This window comes from Mesorhizobium sp. CA4, from assembly GCF_020165075.1.
Taxonomy (GTDB): domain Bacteria; phylum Pseudomonadota; class Alphaproteobacteria; order Rhizobiales; family Rhizobiaceae; genus Mesorhizobium.
The window spans coordinates 18,103-32,122 of record NZ_JAIUHK010000053.1 but is presented as its reverse complement, the minus strand read 5'-3'; the positions used below and the strand labels follow the sequence as shown (position 1 = coordinate 32,122).

The 14,020-nt window shown below is 65.0% G+C and carries 17 protein-coding genes; 9 read left to right on the top strand and 8 right to left on the bottom strand.

All coding sequences use genetic code 11. The annotated features are described in order from the left end of the window. Positions 1-181: 181 nt before the first annotated feature. The 3 genes from zapE to LB528_RS28170 form a co-directional block, all read right to left on the bottom strand. Complete coding sequence (gene zapE, locus LB528_RS28180) at positions 182-1,384, bottom strand: cell division protein ZapE (protein ID WP_224717086.1); 1,203 nt, start codon at positions 1,382-1,384, stop codon at positions 182-184. Positions 1,385-1,649: 265 nt separating this feature from the next. Beyond that, the gene (locus LB528_RS28175) at positions 1,650-2,225 is read right to left on the bottom strand and encodes a protease inhibitor Inh/omp19 family protein (protein WP_224717084.1); all 576 of its coding nucleotides are present in this window, start codon (positions 2,223-2,225) and stop codon (positions 1,650-1,652) included. Between the two features lie 195 nt (positions 2,226-2,420). After that, positions 2,421-2,867 (bottom strand): VOC family protein, encoded by a 447-nt coding sequence (locus LB528_RS28170; RefSeq protein ID WP_224717083.1) that lies wholly within the window; start codon positions 2,865-2,867, stop codon positions 2,421-2,423. Between the two features lie 117 nt (positions 2,868-2,984). On the opposite strand from LB528_RS28170, the gene LB528_RS28165 reads away from it, so the two are divergent. The 8 genes from LB528_RS28165 to LB528_RS28130 all read left to right on the top strand — a co-directional run bounded on the left by LB528_RS28165 (position 2,985) and on the right by LB528_RS28130 (position 10,446). Beyond that, positions 2,985-4,022 (top strand): MBL fold metallo-hydrolase, encoded by a 1,038-nt coding sequence (locus tag LB528_RS28165; protein WP_224717082.1) that lies wholly within the window; start codon positions 2,985-2,987, stop codon positions 4,020-4,022. A 28-nt stretch (positions 4,023-4,050) separates the two neighbouring features. Further along, positions 4,051-4,212, top strand: a complete 162-nt coding sequence (locus LB528_RS28160) for a DUF1328 family protein (RefSeq protein ID WP_031195454.1) — start codon at positions 4,051-4,053, stop codon at positions 4,210-4,212. Positions 4,213-4,342: 130 nt separating this feature from the next. Continuing rightward, the gene (gene dapF / locus LB528_RS28155; RefSeq protein WP_224717081.1) at positions 4,343-5,227 is read left to right on the top strand and encodes a diaminopimelate epimerase; all 885 of its coding nucleotides are present in this window, start codon (positions 4,343-4,345) and stop codon (positions 5,225-5,227) included. Beyond that, positions 5,227-6,555 (top strand): tRNA (N(6)-L-threonylcarbamoyladenosine(37)-C(2))-methylthiotransferase MtaB, encoded by a 1,329-nt coding sequence (mtaB, locus tag LB528_RS28150; protein WP_411962279.1) that lies wholly within the window; start codon positions 5,227-5,229, stop codon positions 6,553-6,555. Before dapF ends, mtaB begins: the two co-directional genes overlap by 1 nt. A gap of 13 nt (positions 6,556-6,568) precedes the next feature. Beyond that, positions 6,569-8,473, top strand: a complete 1,905-nt coding sequence (gene ftsY / locus LB528_RS28145) for a signal recognition particle-docking protein FtsY (RefSeq protein WP_224717079.1) — start codon at positions 6,569-6,571, stop codon at positions 8,471-8,473. 63 nt (positions 8,474-8,536) lie between these two features. After that, positions 8,537-9,193 carry a septation protein A gene (locus LB528_RS28140; protein ID WP_224717078.1) on the top strand — a complete coding sequence of 219 codons (657 nt, stop codon included), beginning with the start codon at positions 8,537-8,539 and terminating at the stop codon, positions 9,191-9,193. A 62-nt stretch (positions 9,194-9,255) separates the two neighbouring features. Then, the gene (locus LB528_RS28135) at positions 9,256-9,876 is read left to right on the top strand and encodes a pyridoxamine 5'-phosphate oxidase family protein (RefSeq protein WP_224717077.1); all 621 of its coding nucleotides are present in this window, start codon (positions 9,256-9,258) and stop codon (positions 9,874-9,876) included. 36 nt (positions 9,877-9,912) lie between these two features. After that, on the top strand, positions 9,913-10,446 hold the full coding sequence (locus LB528_RS28130; protein WP_224717076.1) for an NADPH-dependent FMN reductase: 534 nt from the start codon (positions 9,913-9,915) through the stop codon (positions 10,444-10,446). A gap of 195 nt (positions 10,447-10,641) precedes the next feature. On the opposite strand, the gene LB528_RS28125 is transcribed toward LB528_RS28130, so the two are convergent. Next, the gene (locus LB528_RS28125) at positions 10,642-10,848 is read right to left on the bottom strand and encodes a tautomerase family protein (RefSeq protein WP_140684309.1); all 207 of its coding nucleotides are present in this window, start codon (positions 10,846-10,848) and stop codon (positions 10,642-10,644) included. Between the two features lie 28 nt (positions 10,849-10,876). Further along, entirely contained in the window at positions 10,877-11,797 is a 921-nt protein-coding gene (locus LB528_RS28120; protein WP_224717075.1) for an SMP-30/gluconolactonase/LRE family protein, read from the bottom strand. Between the two features lie 279 nt (positions 11,798-12,076). Here LB528_RS28120 and LB528_RS28115 point away from each other — a divergent pair, with 279 nt between their 5' ends. Beyond that, positions 12,077-12,241 (top strand): hypothetical protein, encoded by a 165-nt coding sequence (locus LB528_RS28115; RefSeq protein WP_181165005.1) that lies wholly within the window; start codon positions 12,077-12,079, stop codon positions 12,239-12,241. A gap of 234 nt (positions 12,242-12,475) precedes the next feature. Here the strand turns inward: LB528_RS28115 and LB528_RS28110 are convergent, their stop codons facing one another. The 3 genes from LB528_RS28110 to ccmB form a co-directional block, all read right to left on the bottom strand. Continuing rightward, positions 12,476-13,048 carry a DsbE family thiol:disulfide interchange protein gene (locus tag LB528_RS28110; protein WP_224717074.1) on the bottom strand — a complete coding sequence of 191 codons (573 nt, stop codon included), beginning with the start codon at positions 13,046-13,048 and terminating at the stop codon, positions 12,476-12,478. Then, a complete protein-coding gene (ccmD, locus tag LB528_RS28105; RefSeq protein WP_224717073.1) occupies positions 13,045-13,212 on the bottom strand; it encodes a heme exporter protein CcmD in 168 nt (55 codons plus the stop codon). Before ccmD ends, LB528_RS28110 begins: the two co-directional genes overlap by 4 nt. 117 nt (positions 13,213-13,329) lie before the next feature. Continuing rightward, a complete protein-coding gene (ccmB, locus tag LB528_RS28100) occupies positions 13,330-13,995 on the bottom strand; it encodes a heme exporter protein CcmB (protein ID WP_224717072.1) in 666 nt (221 codons plus the stop codon). Positions 13,996-14,020: the final 25 nt, after the last annotated feature.

Sequence of the window (14,020 nt, the reverse complement as noted above, 5' to 3'; positions counted from 1 at the left end):
GAAGCTCCTCGTCGTCCTCAACGCCATCATGCGCGACAAAACCGCATTCGCATGAACACAGTTGCCATGCCGTGACGCTAAAGCTTTGGAACGGTTCAGAATTCTGCTCCGCCATGTTCCATATGCGGACGTCACGGAATGGATCCTCGGGTCAGGCCCGAGGATGACGAAGGTGAGGAGGCTACCCCTTAGCCTGCCTTGCCTCGGCGGCCGGCGCGTCCGCATTCCGCCGCTCCGCCCAGCCATCCAGCCAATCGCGGCTCTGCATCTCGACCAGGCGCGAGGCTGTGCGCTCGAATTCGAACACTTCCGTGCCGCGCTTGGCCGTATAGAGCCGTTCGGGCGGCGCCGCGGCGCTCATCACCAGCCGCATGCGGTGGTCGTAGAGCGTGTCGATCAAAAGGATAAAGCGCTTGGCCTCGTTGCGCTTGCCTTCGCCGAGCACCGGCACATGGTCGATGAAAACGGTCGAGAAACGGCCGGCGATCGCCAGATAGTCGCGCGCGCCGAGCGGCTTTTCGCAGAGGTCGGCAAAGGAAAAGCGCGCCGCGTCGCCGGCGGCGCGCGGCACGACAAGCTGGCGGCCTTTCAGCGTCAGCGTCACCTCGCCGGTCGGCTGGCCATGCGTCATCGCCTTCCAGGCCTCGTCGAGCGCGCGCTCGGCCGCGGCGTCGTCCGGCGTGACATAGACCGACTGGCGGTTGAGCTTTTCCTGCCGGTAGTCCTTTTCGGCATCCAGCGCCATCACATGTGCATTGCGCTCGAGCAACGAGATGAACGGCAGGAAGAGCTGGCGGTTCAACCCGTCGCGATAAAGGTTCTCCGGCGCCACATTGGAGGTGGCGACCAGCACCACGCCGTTGGCGAACAGCGCCGAGAACAGGCGCGACAGGATCATCGCGTCGGCAATGTCGGTGACGGAGAATTCGTCGAAGCACAGCACCCAGGCTTCATCGGCGAGCGCCCGCGCCACCGGCGGGATCGGGTCGTCTTCCTTGACCGCGCCTTCCTTGCGCGCCTGCCGGTGCTTCTGGATGCGGTCCTGCACATCGGCCATGAAGTCGTTGAAATGCACGCGGCGCTTACGCCGGACCGGCAACAGCTCGAAGAACATGTCCATCAGCATGGTCTTGCCGCGACCGACGCCGCCATGGATGTAGAGGCCTTTGACCGGCTCGCGCGGCTGACGCTTGGCCGCGAACAGCCAGCCCAGCGCGCTCGATTTATGCGCCAGCCTTTTGGCCGAGATCTCGTCGATCAACCGGTCGAGCGCGGCGACGATCCGCTCCTGCGCCGGGTCGCGTCCGACCGCCCCGCTCTGGACGAGATGGTCGTAGCGCTGCCTGACGGTCGCATGGGTCTGGATACCGTCGCGCAGATGCATGGGTCCGGTCTTTTGCATTTTTTTTGTGCGGAACGCCTGAGGAAGGGCCAGAGTGTGTTGAGATTCAGGTCAGGCCGAGTCGAAAATGGCGGGTTCCGGGAACCGGAGCGGAGCGTACTTGAAGTACGTGAGCACCAGCCTTCGCCGGCCATAGCCTTAATTTAACTGCCACGCCACTCCTAAGTGCTTCGGCCGGCGAAGGCCGGAAGCGCAGGAAGCCGGCATTTGCAGGCCGGTCTCACCTGAATATCAGCACACCCTCACGTTATCTTGTAAGCGAGATCGGTTGCCCGTTGGAAGTCTGGCCGTCGAACTTTTCGCCGCCGGACGAATAGAGCCTGGCCAGCGTGCCGCCATTTTCGTCGTAAAGCGTCAGCTGCTTGCCGGCGACATTCCACGACTTGATGCCGTCGATCGGCGCCGGGCAGTGCAGCGGACCGGCGCGGTAGCCGGCACCGAACTTGGTCTGCGGCGTCGCCACCTTGCAGCTCTGCCCGGAGACATTGACGTTCCACACGCCGGCGACGCTGGCCGCGGTGAGATCGGTGGCGCCGGCGGGCGCCGCGCCGTCCGGCGGCAGCGAGGCGACCTGGGTGTTCTTCGGCGCGGTCGGGAATTGCGACGGATCGGTGGTGCCGGGGGAAGCCGGCGGCGGCAGCTGATTCTGCGTCACCGTCCCGGACGGCGCCGGCGTCAGCGGCGCCGGCTGCTGGTCGTCCATCGACGAGAAGCGCGAGGTCGAGCAGCCGCTCGCAACCAGCGCGGCCAGCGATACGGCCGCAAGGCTGCTCTTCGAAAAGAGGCGGGACCGCGAAAAGGGGCGGGTCATCGAAAAATTCATCAAAACCTCCGTCGGATCCGGCCGGGGGGAGCCATCCGCGTAATCTTCGCTTCACCAAGACGGCGAAGGTGGCAGAATTTCAACCCGATATGGTTAAAATAGGGTTTTCGAGCCGGCTGTTGCAAACTTATCGCAGCGAGCGGTCCGCACCGGGGCGAGCTCGGTGCGGTTACTCAAGCTGTTGAAATATCGCCATTAAATCCGGGCGCTCGGCACGAACACATAGCCGTCCGGGCCGACGATGTAGCATTCGCGCAGTCCATGCGGCTTGTCGATCGAGCCAGCCAGCACGATGTGGCCGAGCGCCGCCGCCTTTTTCTCGACCGCATCCGGATCGGCGCCGTAAAGGCGCAGCTCTATGCCGGCGCCGCGTATCTCGGCGCCGGAAGTGACACCGGTCATCGGGTTGTCGAGATAGGAATGGTCGGCATGCAGCATGAAGACCGAGCCCAGAAGCTCGATCGCCGCGAAATCCTCGTCGGCATAGATGATCCGGGCGCCGAGCACGTCGCGGCAAAAGGCCTCCATCGCCGCCATGTCGGTGACCAGAAGGTTGACGCCAACTCCAAGCGGCAGCGAGCGGCCGAAATCCTCGGCCTTCATCCACGGCGTCTTGGTTCGCTTCATCACCATCGCGGTCATCCCCTCTTTCCCGATCCTAAATGAAGCGGGCTTCGCCCGTTGGCATTCGCCGGCAAAATGCTTGCGCCAGGCGGGCGTGTCCTTATCTCAGGAAAGACCGAGCCGGCGGGAGAGTGAATGGCCGCGAGAAAAAGAACCGCCAACCGCTATTACAGCGGCCCGCCCAGCGATCATTTCGACGGCGCCTTGTTCTTCAACCCCGGCGGCAAGCCGCCCGGGCGCTTCAGCGATCTCCTCAAATGGCAGTTCAGCGGCAAGCGGGCGAAATGGCCGGCCGCCTGGCCAAGCCCCCATCCGCCGGCAAAACCGGACGGACGGGTGGATGGCGGCGCGCTGAGGCTCACTATGGTCGGTCATGCCTCGCTTCTCATCCAGACTGCCGGGTTGAACATCCTGACCGATCCGGTGTGGTCGGAGCGCGCCTCGCCCTTCACCTTTGCCGGCCCGAGAAGGGTCAATGCGCCGGGCATTGCCTTTGCCGACCTGCCGCCGATCGATCTGGTCCTGGTCAGCCACAATCACTATGACCATCTCGACCTCATCACGCTGACGCGGCTGAAGGAGAGCCACGACCCGCTGGTGATCACGCCGCTCGGCAACGACGCCGTCATCGGCCGCACCGTGCCCGGCATGCGGCTCGGCGTGCATGATTGGGGCGACCGGGTCGACATCGGCGCGGCCGCCATCCATGTCGAGCCGGCGCATCACTGGTCGGCGCGCGGCGGACGCGACCGGCGTATGGCGCTGTGGGCGGGCTTTGTCATCGAAGCGGCGGGCAGCAAGATCTATTTCGCCGGCGACACTGGCTTCCACGACGGCATCAACTACCGGCTGATGGCGCAAAAGCATGGCGGCTTCCGCCTCGCCATCCTGCCGATCGGCGCCTATGAGCCGCGCTGGTTCATGGCGCCGCAGCACCAGAACCCGCAGGAGGCCGTGCAGGGCATGAAGCTGTGCAACGCCGCCTTCGCCGCCGGCTGCCATTGGGGCACCTTCCATCTCACCGACGAGCCGATCGACGAACCGGCGCAGAAACTGGCCGAAGCGCTGGCCGCCGAAGGCCTGCCGCCGGAGCATTTCCGCGCCATGCGGCCCGGTGAAGTCTGGGATATACCGGCCATCTACAAAGGAACCCAAACCCGCCAAACGCGTTGATCGCCGACGCAATTCGCCGGAGCTTCCCATGATCAGATGGATCATCATTCTTCTCATCATTGCCGCCGCCGCGAGCCTGCTCGGCATGCCGGCGCTTGCAGGTGCGGCCGCTACCGGTGCGCGCATCCTCATCGGCATCGTGCTGATCATCTTCCTGCTGATCGTGCTCGGCGTCTTCGCTGTCACGTAGCGCGACCGTTAGGTCGTCGCAGCGCGGCATTTTCGCGGTGACCCGAGAATAGCCGGACTGGTAATTCCCGCCCGTTTCCGCCATATAGCGCCGAAACGGATTGGCCAAACGGATTGGAATGACCGGTTAGATGGCAGGCACCGCCCCCTTCGCCAAGATGAACGGCATCGGCAACGAGATCATCGTTGCCGATATGCGCGGCCGCGCCGACAAGGTGACGGCGGCGGCCGCGATCGCCCTCAATGGTGACGCGGCGACCAAGTTCGACCAGATCATGGCGATTCACGATGCGCGCACGCCGGGCACCGCCTATTATATCGACATCCTGAACTCGGACGGTACCAGCGCGCAGGCCTGCGGCAACGGCACGCGCTGCGTCGTGCAGGCTCTGGCTGCCGAGACCGGACAGAAGCGCTTCACCTTCGAGACCCGTGCCGGCATTTTGAATGCCGAGGAGCATGCCGACGGCCTGATCTCGGTCGACATGGGCAAGCCGCGCTTCGGCTGGCAGGAAATCCCGCTGGCGGAAGAGTTCCGCGACACCCGCATGATTGAGCTGCAGATCGGCCCGATCGACGCGCCGGTGCTGCATTCGCCTTCGGCGGTGTCGATGGGCAACCCGCACGTGATCTTTTGGGTCGACAATGACGTCTGGTCCTACGAGCTCGACCGTTTCGGCCCGCTGCTCGAAAACCATCCGATCTTCCCGGAGCGCGCCAACATCACCATCGCTCAGGTGACTTCACCTGAAACGATGATCATCCGCACCTGGGAGCGCGGCGCCGGCCTCACCAAGGCCTGCGGCTCGGCCGCTTGCGCCGCCGTGGTCGCTGCGGCCCGCACCAGGCGCACCGGCCGCAGCGTCTCGCTGCTGGCGCCCGGCGGCGGCAAGCTCAATGTCGAATGGCGCCACGACGATCACGTCATCCTGACCGGTGCTGCCGAATGGGAATTTTCCGGCAGCTTCGACCCCTCGACCGGCGCCTGGGCCCGCGACACCGAAAGCGCCGCCTGATGTCCGCCCTTGGAAAAGGCTTGGAATCCCAAGCCTCCACCACGACAGGTGTCGACGTCGTCACCTTCGGCTGCCGCCTCAATACCTATGAATCGGAAGTGATGCGCCGCGAAGCCGAAAACGCCGGCCTGGGCGCGCTTCAGGGCGGTGCCGTCATCTTCAACACCTGCGCCGTCACGGCGGAAGCGGTGCGCCAGGCCAAGCAGGCGATCCGCAAGGCGCGCCGCGAGAACCCTTCAGCGCGCATCATCGTCACCGGCTGCGCGGCGCAGACCGAGCCGCAGAATTTCGCCGCCATGGACGAGGTCGACCTCGTGCTCGGCAATGAGGAGAAGCTGAAGGCCAACTCCTATCGCGCGCTGCCCGATTTCGGCGTCAACGATACCGAGAAGGCGCGCGTCAACGACATTTTTTCGGTGCGCGAGACGGCAAGCCACATGGTCGATGCCATCGAGGGCCGGGCGCGCGCCTTCGTGCAGGTGCAGAATGGCTGCGACCATCGCTGCACCTTCTGCATCATCCCTTACGGCCGCGGCAATTCGCGCTCCGTGCCGATGGGCGCCGTGGTCGAGCAGGTCAAGCGTCTGGCCGGCAACGGCTATGCCGAGATCGTTTTGACCGGCGTCGACATGACCAGTTTCGGCGCCGACCTGCCGGGCGCGCCAAAACTGGGAAAACTGGTGAAGACGATCCTTCGCCAGGTGCCGGATGTGAAGCGGCTGAGATTGTCCTCGATCGATTCAATCGAGGCCGACGACGACCTGCTGGACGCGATCGCCACCGAGCCGAGGCTGATGCCGCATCTGCACCTGTCGCTGCAATCGGGCGACGACATGATCCTGAAGCGCATGAAGCGTCGTCATTTGCGCGAGCAGTCGATCCGCTTTTGCGAGGACGTGCGCAAGCTGCGTCCCGGCATCGTCTTTGGCGCCGACATCATCGCCGGCTTCCCGACCGAAACCGAGGACATGTTTAAGAATTCGGAGAAGATCGTCGAGGAATGCGGCCTGACGCATCTCCACGTCTTCCCGTTCTCGCCGCGCGAGGGCACGCCCGCCGCGCGCATGCCGCAAGTCCGCCGCGAGGTGGTGAAGGCGCGCGCCGCAAGGCTGCGCGCCGCCGGCGAGGCCGCCTATCGCCGGCACCTGTCGTCGCTGCCGGGCACGCGGCAATCGATCCTCATCGAGCGCGACGGGCTCGGCCGCACCGAAGGGTTTACGCTGGCCGCGATCGACACGGGCGCGCCCGGCGAGATCGTCGATGCCACCATCACCGGCCATGATGGCGCCCGACTGATTGCGGCGCCCTCTGCCGCGCAAGCCGCCTGAGACTGCGAGACGCATGGCTGGTTTCTTCAAGAAGATATTTTCGTTCGGCAAGAAAGAAGTTGTCGAGGAGCGCGTCGACGAGACGGCCCCTTTGCCGCCGATACAATGGGACGCGCTGGACACGCTGAAGACCGAGGCCGAGGAGGCCGCGCCGGAGGTTTCGGCGCGTGAGCAGGAGCCTGCATCCTACCCTCCCCTCGATGGGGAGGGTCGCCACCAATTAGCGGGGCGGGGTGACAGCGCCGACGTGCGTCACCCTCGAGCTGCGCTCGGGACCTCCCCCATCGGGGGGGAGGTAGAGCCCACCCCTCAACCGGTCCCTGAAGAGCCGAAGCCCGAACCTGCTCCGACCATTCCGCCTGCGCCCGAGCCGATCGTTCCCTCCAAGCCGGAACCGTTGCCGCAGCCCGAGCCAGAAGAAGAGCCGCAACCGGCGCCCGAGAAGCCGGAGCCGCCGAGCCCTGAGGAAGTGCCGCCGGTACAACCCGAGCCTTTACCCGCGCCGGCGCCCGAACCTGCTCCGCAGGAAGTGCCCGCACCTCCGCCGGCCCAGCCGGACATCGAGCCTTCGCGTCCGGAACCGCAGCCTGAGCAGCCACCGGTCGAAGTGCCGACGCCGCCTGCCGAAGCCCCGGTCGAGCCGCCGGCGCCCATCGAGGTTCCGCCAGCGGCGCCGCCTCCCATCGAGCCATCCTCGCAAGCCGGCGCCGCCCCTCATCCGCCTGCCGGCATCTTCTCCCCGTATAGGGACGGGGAGAAGGACGAAGCTGCATCGCCCCACCCTCCCCATGATGGGGAGGGTCGCCACGAAGTGGCGGGGCGGGGTGATGGAGTTGACGCGGGTCACCTCCACCCCCGAGCTGCGCTCGGGACCTTCCCCATCGAAGGGGGGGTGGAGTCCGCGCCCGTTCCGCAGCTTGCCCCCGCCGCCGGCAAGGTGACGGTCTCAAAAAGGGTCGAGCAGAAAGCCGAGCCGCAAAAGGCGCCGGAGCCGGCGCCGCGGCGCTCCTGGTTCCAGCGCATGCGCGAAGGGCTTGCCCGCTCCTCGCGCGAGCTCACCGGCAACATCGCCGGCGTCTTCACCAAGCGAAAGCTGGACGAGGACACGCTGCAGGACCTGGAGGACGTGCTGATCCGCGCCGATCTCGGCGTAGAGACCGCGCTTCGCGTCACCGATTCGCTTGCCTCCAGCCGCTATGGCCGTGACGTCTCCGACGCGGAAGTCCGCGCCGTGATGGCGGCGGAGGTGGAGAAGGTGCTGACGCCGGTCGCAAGACCGCTCGAGCTCGATCTCAGCCACAAGCCGCATGTCATCCTGGTCGTCGGCGTCAACGGCACCGGCAAGACCACCACCATCGGCAAGCTTGCCGCCAAGCTCACCGATGGCGGCCTGAAGGTGATGCTGGCAGCCGGCGACACGTTCCGCGCCGCCGCGATCGAGCAGCTTAAGATCTGGGGCGAGCGCACGAAATCGCCCGTCGTCGCCTCCAAGCTCGGCGCCGATGCGGCGGGCCTCGCCTATGACGCCTTCGAGAAAGCCAAGGAGGCCGGCTCCGACGTGCTGATCATCGACACGGCCGGCCGCCTGCAGAACAAGACCGAGCTGATGGCCGAGCTGGAAAAGATCGTGCGCGTGCTGGGCAAGCTCGATCCCGAAGCGCCGCACACGGTGCTGCAGACGGTCGACGCCACCACCGGCCAGAATGCGCTGAACCAGGTCGAGATCTTCCGCAACGTCGCCGGCGTCAACGGGCTGGTGATGACCAAGCTGGACGGCACGGCGCGCGGCGGTATTCTGGTGGCGATAGCCGCCAAGCACCGGCTGCCGGTCTATTTCATCGGCGTCGGCGAGCAGGTCGACGACCTCGAACCGTTTTCCGCCAGCGAGTTTGCGAGAGCGATCGCCGGCGTCGCCTGAACCAAGGCGTGATCTTGAAAGGCCGCCTGCTTTTCGGCCAGATCATGCGCAAGAAGGACTTTTATGAACATCCTCGAACGCGACCCGTCCGATCCACGCTGCAAGCCGATGAATCCCGGCTTGAAGTTCCTGCTCGAGCTTGGCCCTGGCCTGGTGTTCTTCTTCACCACCATTCGCGGCGAGTGGCTGGCCGAGAAATTCCCGGTGCTCGCCCATCTCGGAGAGCCGATCCTGATCGCCACCGCCTTCTTCATGGTCGCGACGGCGCTTTCGCTCGGCGTCTCCTGGCTGCTGACGCGCAGCCTGCCGCTGATGCCGCTGGTCTCGGCGATCGTCGTGTTCGTCTTCGGCGCGCTGGCGCTTTACCTGCAGGACAAGACCTTCGCCTTCATGAAGCCGACGATCATCAATTCGCTGTTCGGCGTCACATTGCTCGGCGGGCTGCTGTTCGGCCGCTCGCTGCTCGGCTACGTCTTCGATTCCGCCTTCCAGCTCGATGCCGAAGGCTGGCGCAAGCTGACCTTCCGCTGGGGGCTGTTCTTCCTGTTCCTCGCCGTGCTCAATGAGGTCGTGTGGCGCAACTTTTCCGAGGCGACCTGGCTTTATTTTAAGGTCTGGGGCACGATCCCGATCACTTTGCTGTTCACCTTCAGCCAGATGCCGCTGATCATGCGCCACTCGCTGGAGGAAAAAGCCAAGGAAGAGAAGGCCGGGAATTAAAGCAATTCCAGGAAAAGAGTGCAGCGGTTTCCGTCCGGAATTGCGCCAGAATGAGGGGCAGCATGGAATTCCTCACCACGCATGACGAGCTGAGGACGATCTACAAGACGCCCCGGCCGACTGACGGCTCTATCCGCAAGGAACTCAAGGCCCTCGACGGCCATTGCCGATCCTTCATCGGCAAGAGCCCCTTCGTGCTGATCGGCTCCTCCGACGGCGCCGGCAATGCCGACGTGACGCCGAAAGGCGACAAGCCCGGCTTCACCGCCATCCTCGACAACGCCACCATCGCCATTCCCGACCGTCCAGGCAACAACCGGCTGGACACGCTGGAAAACATCATCCGCAACCCATCGGTCGGACTGCTCTTCCTCATTCCCGGCATGAACGAGACGCTACGCGTCAATGGCGACGCCCGCATCACTGTCGACCCGACCTTGCGCGAACGGCTGGCCGTCGACGGCAAGGAGCCGCAGAGCGTGATCCTGGTGACGGTCAAGGCCGCCTATATGCACTGCGCCAAGGCCTTCATGCGCTCCGATCTGTGGAAGCCGGAGACCTGGTACGACCGCGCGACCCTGCCGACCCTCGGCCAGATCATCCGCGACCAGTTGGCGCTCAGCGAAAGCGCCGGCGAGATCGACCGCGAGCTGGACGACGATTACCGCCAGACCATGTGGTAGGCTGCCGGACGACTCAACCCTTCGTCCGGCTCTCCCTTGATCGAGATCATCGCCATATCGGGCAGCCTGCGCGCCGCCTCGACCAACTCGGCCCTGGTCACGGCGCTGGCCGCCAACGCGCCCGCGGGCTGCCGTGTCCAGGTCTATGATGGCCTAGGCCGGCTGCCGATCTTCAACCCCGACGACGAGGGCGAGCGCACGCCGCCCGAAGCGGCAAAGTTGATCGAGATGATCACCCGCGCCGACGGCTTCATCGTCTCCTGCCCGGAATATGCGCATGGCGTGCCGGGCGGCATGAAGAATGCGCTCGACTGGCTGGTCTCGCGCGACGCCGCCGTCGGCAAGCCGGCGATGCTGGTCCACGCCTCGCCCCGCTCGCTCTATGCGCGGGCAGCGCTTGCCGAGGTCATGCGGACGATGTCGTTCGCGATGTATGAGGAGACGGCGCTGGAGATCGCGCTGCTGGGCAAGAAGCCGGCCGAGGTGGAGGCTATTTTGGCAGACCCGGCGAACCGAAGGGCGATGCGTGGAGCGATCGAGGCTTTCGTAGGGTTTATTGGCGGACGATGAGTGGCGCGTCTTCCCCTTCTCCCCTTGTGGGAGAAGGTGGATCGGCGCGCAGCGCCGAGACGGATGAGGGGTGTTCCAGCGAAGTGAGCCGTTGGGGCCTCGTCGCTGGACGAACGGCGTCGCCAGGCTGGAACACCCCTCATCCGACCTCGCTTCGCGAGGCCACCTTCTCCCACAAGGGGAGAAGGAAGAGCCCTACCCCTTCCGCCGCGTCTCGACATCGGTCTTGCCGACATACCAGTCGCGGGCATTGACCTCCTCGAACACCACCCAGACGTCGTCGTTGCCGAGCCCGGTGGCGTCCATGATGGCCGCAGTCACCTTCTTGGCGATGTCAGCCTTCTTGCCGGCCGGATCGGCGGCGATCACTTCCTTGACGATGCGGATGTTGACGAACGGCATTTTTCTCTCCCGCTGATATGCCTCGCTGTCAGTACGTCTTAGCCCCGTTCACCATGAGCCGCACCATGTAGAGCGAGGTGGTGCCGGCGATGTAGAGGCAGTTGAGTTTGTTGCCGCCGAACACGCAGTTGGCGGTCACTTCCGGCACCTTCACCTTGCCGATCAGCGTGCCGTCCGGGTCGTAGCAATGGATACCGTCGGCGGCACTTGTCCAGATGCGTCCGTCCGCATCGAGCCGGAAGCCGTCGAACAGGCCGGCGGTGCAGTCGGCGAACACCTTGCCGCCGGAAACCTTCTTACCGTGCTTGCCGACATTGAAGACGCGCATATGCGCCGGATTCTTCTCGCCATGCGTGCGGCCGGTGTCGACGACATAGAGCAGGCTTTCGTCGAGCGAGAAGGCGAGCCCGTTCGGCCGCACCATGTCGGTGATGACCGCCTCGACATCGCCGGTCTCGGGATCGACGCGATAGACATTGCAGGCGCCGATCTCGCTTTCGGCCTTGTCGCCCTCATAGTCGGTGTCAATGCCGTAGCTCGGATCGGTGAACCAGATCGAGCCGTCGGAGCGCACCACCACGTCGTTGGGCGAGTTCAGCCGCTTGCCTTTCCATTTGTCGGCGATGGTAGTGACCGAGCCGTCGAACTCCGTCCGGCTGACGCGGCGGCCGGAATGCTCGCAGGTCACCAGCCGGCCCTGCCGGTCGACCGTGTTGCCGTTGGAATTGCCGGACGGCTGGCGGAACACGCTGACGCTGCCGTCGGTTTCGTCATAGCGCAGCATGCGGTTGTTTGGAATATCCGACCAGACGACATAGCGGCCGGCGGCGAACCAGGCCGGTCCTTCTGCCCAGCGGCATCCGGTGAACAGCTTCTCCACCTGCGCGCTGCCGTTGAACAGGCGCGCGAAGCGCGGATCGAGAATTTCGTAATAGTCTGCGGCCGCCATCAATTTCCTCCCGGCATCAGGTGACGCGCGGATCAAGCCAGCCCGCAGCCGTTCTGGCAAGACGGCACGCCAGCAATTTGTATGACAAAAACGGATGAGAACTGCGTAAAGCCGCACGACCCTGCATGGCCGCGCGCCAAACGCAGGGCCTGTTAGCGCGCAATTAACCGGCTATGCGCTGGCTGCAATGGTGCATTGCAACATCTTTCTTTTGCAATGCATCATTCCTATGTCATGCTGGCAATCGTCAGGGAGGAATAACGAAGAAGGAACCCTGTCATGTTCGACAATCTTGTCTCCCGCGCCCGCGCCACCATGGCCAAGCGCCGTCACTACAACCGCCTCGTCGCCGAAATCGAGAACCTGTCCAGCCGCGATCTCGCCGATCTGCGCGCCGACCGTTCCGAGATGCTCTACCAGATCCACAAGCAGATCTACGGCTGAGCGGCAGGCCGATCGTTCGGCCACTTCGTCATTCTCGGGCTTGACCCGAGAATCCATTCCGCGATTTCCAAGCGTCGCAGCGATGCAGAACGCGCGCTGCGCAAGCGCCGAAATCCAGGCCGCCGCGCTCCTCGATTGGCGTCACGGAATGATTCCTCTGCGCCGCGTCGCTTCGCTCGTTGCTTCGCCCTAGAATGACGACGCAAGTATCCGTCTTGACCTGGCGCCGCCGCGCTAACCCGGCGCCGCCAGCGCTTTCTCGATCTGCGGCAACAGCAACGCTCTCACGGAGTCGGGCGTCAGTGGCCCGACATGCTTGTAGGCAATCTTGCCGTCCTTGCCGATAACGAAGGTTTCCGGCACGCCGTAGACGCCCCAGTCGATCGCCGCGCGTCCGGCCGGATCGACGCCGATCGCTTGGTAGGGATTGCCGAGATCGCCAAGGAAGCGGCGGGCGTTTTCCGGCTGGTCCTTGTAGTTCAGCGCGGCGAGCGTGAAGCGCTTGTCCCGCGACAGGCCGAGCAGCACCGGATGCTCCTCGCGGCACGGCGCGCACCAGGACGCGAACACGTTGACCAGCGTCACCTTGCCGGCAAAGTCTTTTGACGCGAGTCCCGGCAGGCTCGTCCCTTCGAGCGGCGGCAAGTCGGTCCGTGGCGCCGGCAGGCCGATCAGCGCCGAGGGGATTTCCGAGGTGTCGCGGCCCGAGAGAAGTTGCGACAGGAACAGCCCCGCCAACCCCAGGAACACCAAGAGCGGCAGAAGCACGAACAGGCGGCGGCGCGGCGCTTCGGTTTCGAGGCTCATGGTCTGGCGGCCTTGTCGGAGCGCCGCCGCACACCGGCTGCTTCCAGAGCCGCGAGTTCGCGCTTGCGCGCCCGCTGGTCGAGCAGGATCCAGCCGATCAGTCCGGCCAGCACAACGGCGGTGATGGCATAGGCGGCAGTGACGAACAGGGCGTGCGCGCTCATAGCGACCGCTCCCTGCTCATAGCCATGTCAACCGTTCCGATCATGTCTTTCCATAACCTTGCACCAGCCGGTCCGCAATTTGCCGCGGTGCCGCAGTGAGGCAACGTCTTCGTCGCCTCAATCCGTCCCATGCCGCAGCGCCAGCGCCGCCGCCAGGGGACCGAGCACCGCAAGAAACAGCGTCAGCGCGGCAAGAATGAGGAAAGGCTGCAGGAACGGCGCCGGATCGGCAACGGCGCCATAGCTTGCCGAAACGCCGAAGATCAGCACCGGAATGGTGAGCGGCAGCACCAGCACCGAAATCAGCAATCCGCCGCGCGGCAGCGCCACCGCCACCGCGGCGCCCGCCGCGCCGATGAAGGTGATGGCCGGCGTGCCGACGAGCAACGTGAGCGCCGTGGCGCCGATGCCCAGCGGCGCCATATTCATGAACAGGCCGAGCAGAGGTGCCGCGACCACCAGCGGCAGCACGCTGCCCGTCCAGTGCGCCAGGCATTTCGTCAGCACCGTCAGCGCCAGCATGTGGCGGTCGTTGTTCAGCACCAGGAGATCCAGCGAGCCGTCCTCGCGGTCGGCCTGGAACAGCCGGTCGAGCCCGAGCAGGCAGGCAAGCAGCGCAGCGATCCACAGGATGGCCGGGCCGATGCGCGACAGGAGGTTGAGATCGGGACCGACGCCGAACGGGATGGTGACGATCACGGCGAGGAAAAAAATCACGCCGATCAGTGCCCCGCCACCGGCACGGATGGAAAGGCGCATGTCGCGGAGGAAGAGGGCTAGCATGATTTGAGATGCCCGCGCCCAGGCC

Bases quoted from the DNA above. Each gene is read 5' to 3' on its own strand.
- zapE (WP_224717086.1), bottom strand. From the start codon at position 1,384: ATGCATCTGCGCGACGGTATCCAGACCCATGCGACCGTCAGGCAGCGC.
- LB528_RS28175 (WP_224717084.1), bottom strand. From the start codon at position 2,225: ATGAATTTTTCGATGACCCGCCCCTTTTCGCGGTCCCGCCTCTTTTCG.
- LB528_RS28170 (WP_224717083.1), bottom strand. From the start codon at position 2,867: ATGACCGCGATGGTGATGAAGCGAACCAAGACGCCGTGGATGAAGGCC.
- LB528_RS28165 (WP_224717082.1), top strand. From the start codon at position 2,985: ATGGCCGCGAGAAAAAGAACCGCCAACCGCTATTACAGCGGCCCGCCC.
- LB528_RS28160 (WP_031195454.1), top strand. From the start codon at position 4,051: ATGATCAGATGGATCATCATTCTTCTCATCATTGCCGCCGCCGCGAGC.
- dapF (WP_224717081.1), top strand. From the start codon at position 4,343: ATGGCAGGCACCGCCCCCTTCGCCAAGATGAACGGCATCGGCAACGAG.
- mtaB (WP_411962279.1), top strand. From the start codon at position 5,227: ATGTCCGCCCTTGGAAAAGGCTTGGAATCCCAAGCCTCCACCACGACA.
- ftsY (WP_224717079.1), top strand. From the start codon at position 6,569: ATGGCTGGTTTCTTCAAGAAGATATTTTCGTTCGGCAAGAAAGAAGTT.
- LB528_RS28140 (WP_224717078.1), top strand. From the start codon at position 8,537: ATGAACATCCTCGAACGCGACCCGTCCGATCCACGCTGCAAGCCGATG.
- LB528_RS28135 (WP_224717077.1), top strand. From the start codon at position 9,256: ATGGAATTCCTCACCACGCATGACGAGCTGAGGACGATCTACAAGACG.
- LB528_RS28125 (WP_140684309.1), bottom strand. From the start codon at position 10,848: ATGCCGTTCGTCAACATCCGCATCGTCAAGGAAGTGATCGCCGCCGAT.
- LB528_RS28120 (WP_224717075.1), bottom strand. From the start codon at position 11,797: ATGGCGGCCGCAGACTATTACGAAATTCTCGATCCGCGCTTCGCGCGC.
- LB528_RS28115 (WP_181165005.1), top strand. From the start codon at position 12,077: ATGTTCGACAATCTTGTCTCCCGCGCCCGCGCCACCATGGCCAAGCGC.
- LB528_RS28110 (WP_224717074.1), bottom strand. From the start codon at position 13,048: ATGAGCCTCGAAACCGAAGCGCCGCGCCGCCGCCTGTTCGTGCTTCTG.
- ccmD (WP_224717073.1), bottom strand. From the start codon at position 13,212: ATGAGCGCGCACGCCCTGTTCGTCACTGCCGCCTATGCCATCACCGCC.
- ccmB (WP_224717072.1), bottom strand. From the start codon at position 13,995: ATGCTAGCCCTCTTCCTCCGCGACATGCGCCTTTCCATCCGTGCCGGT.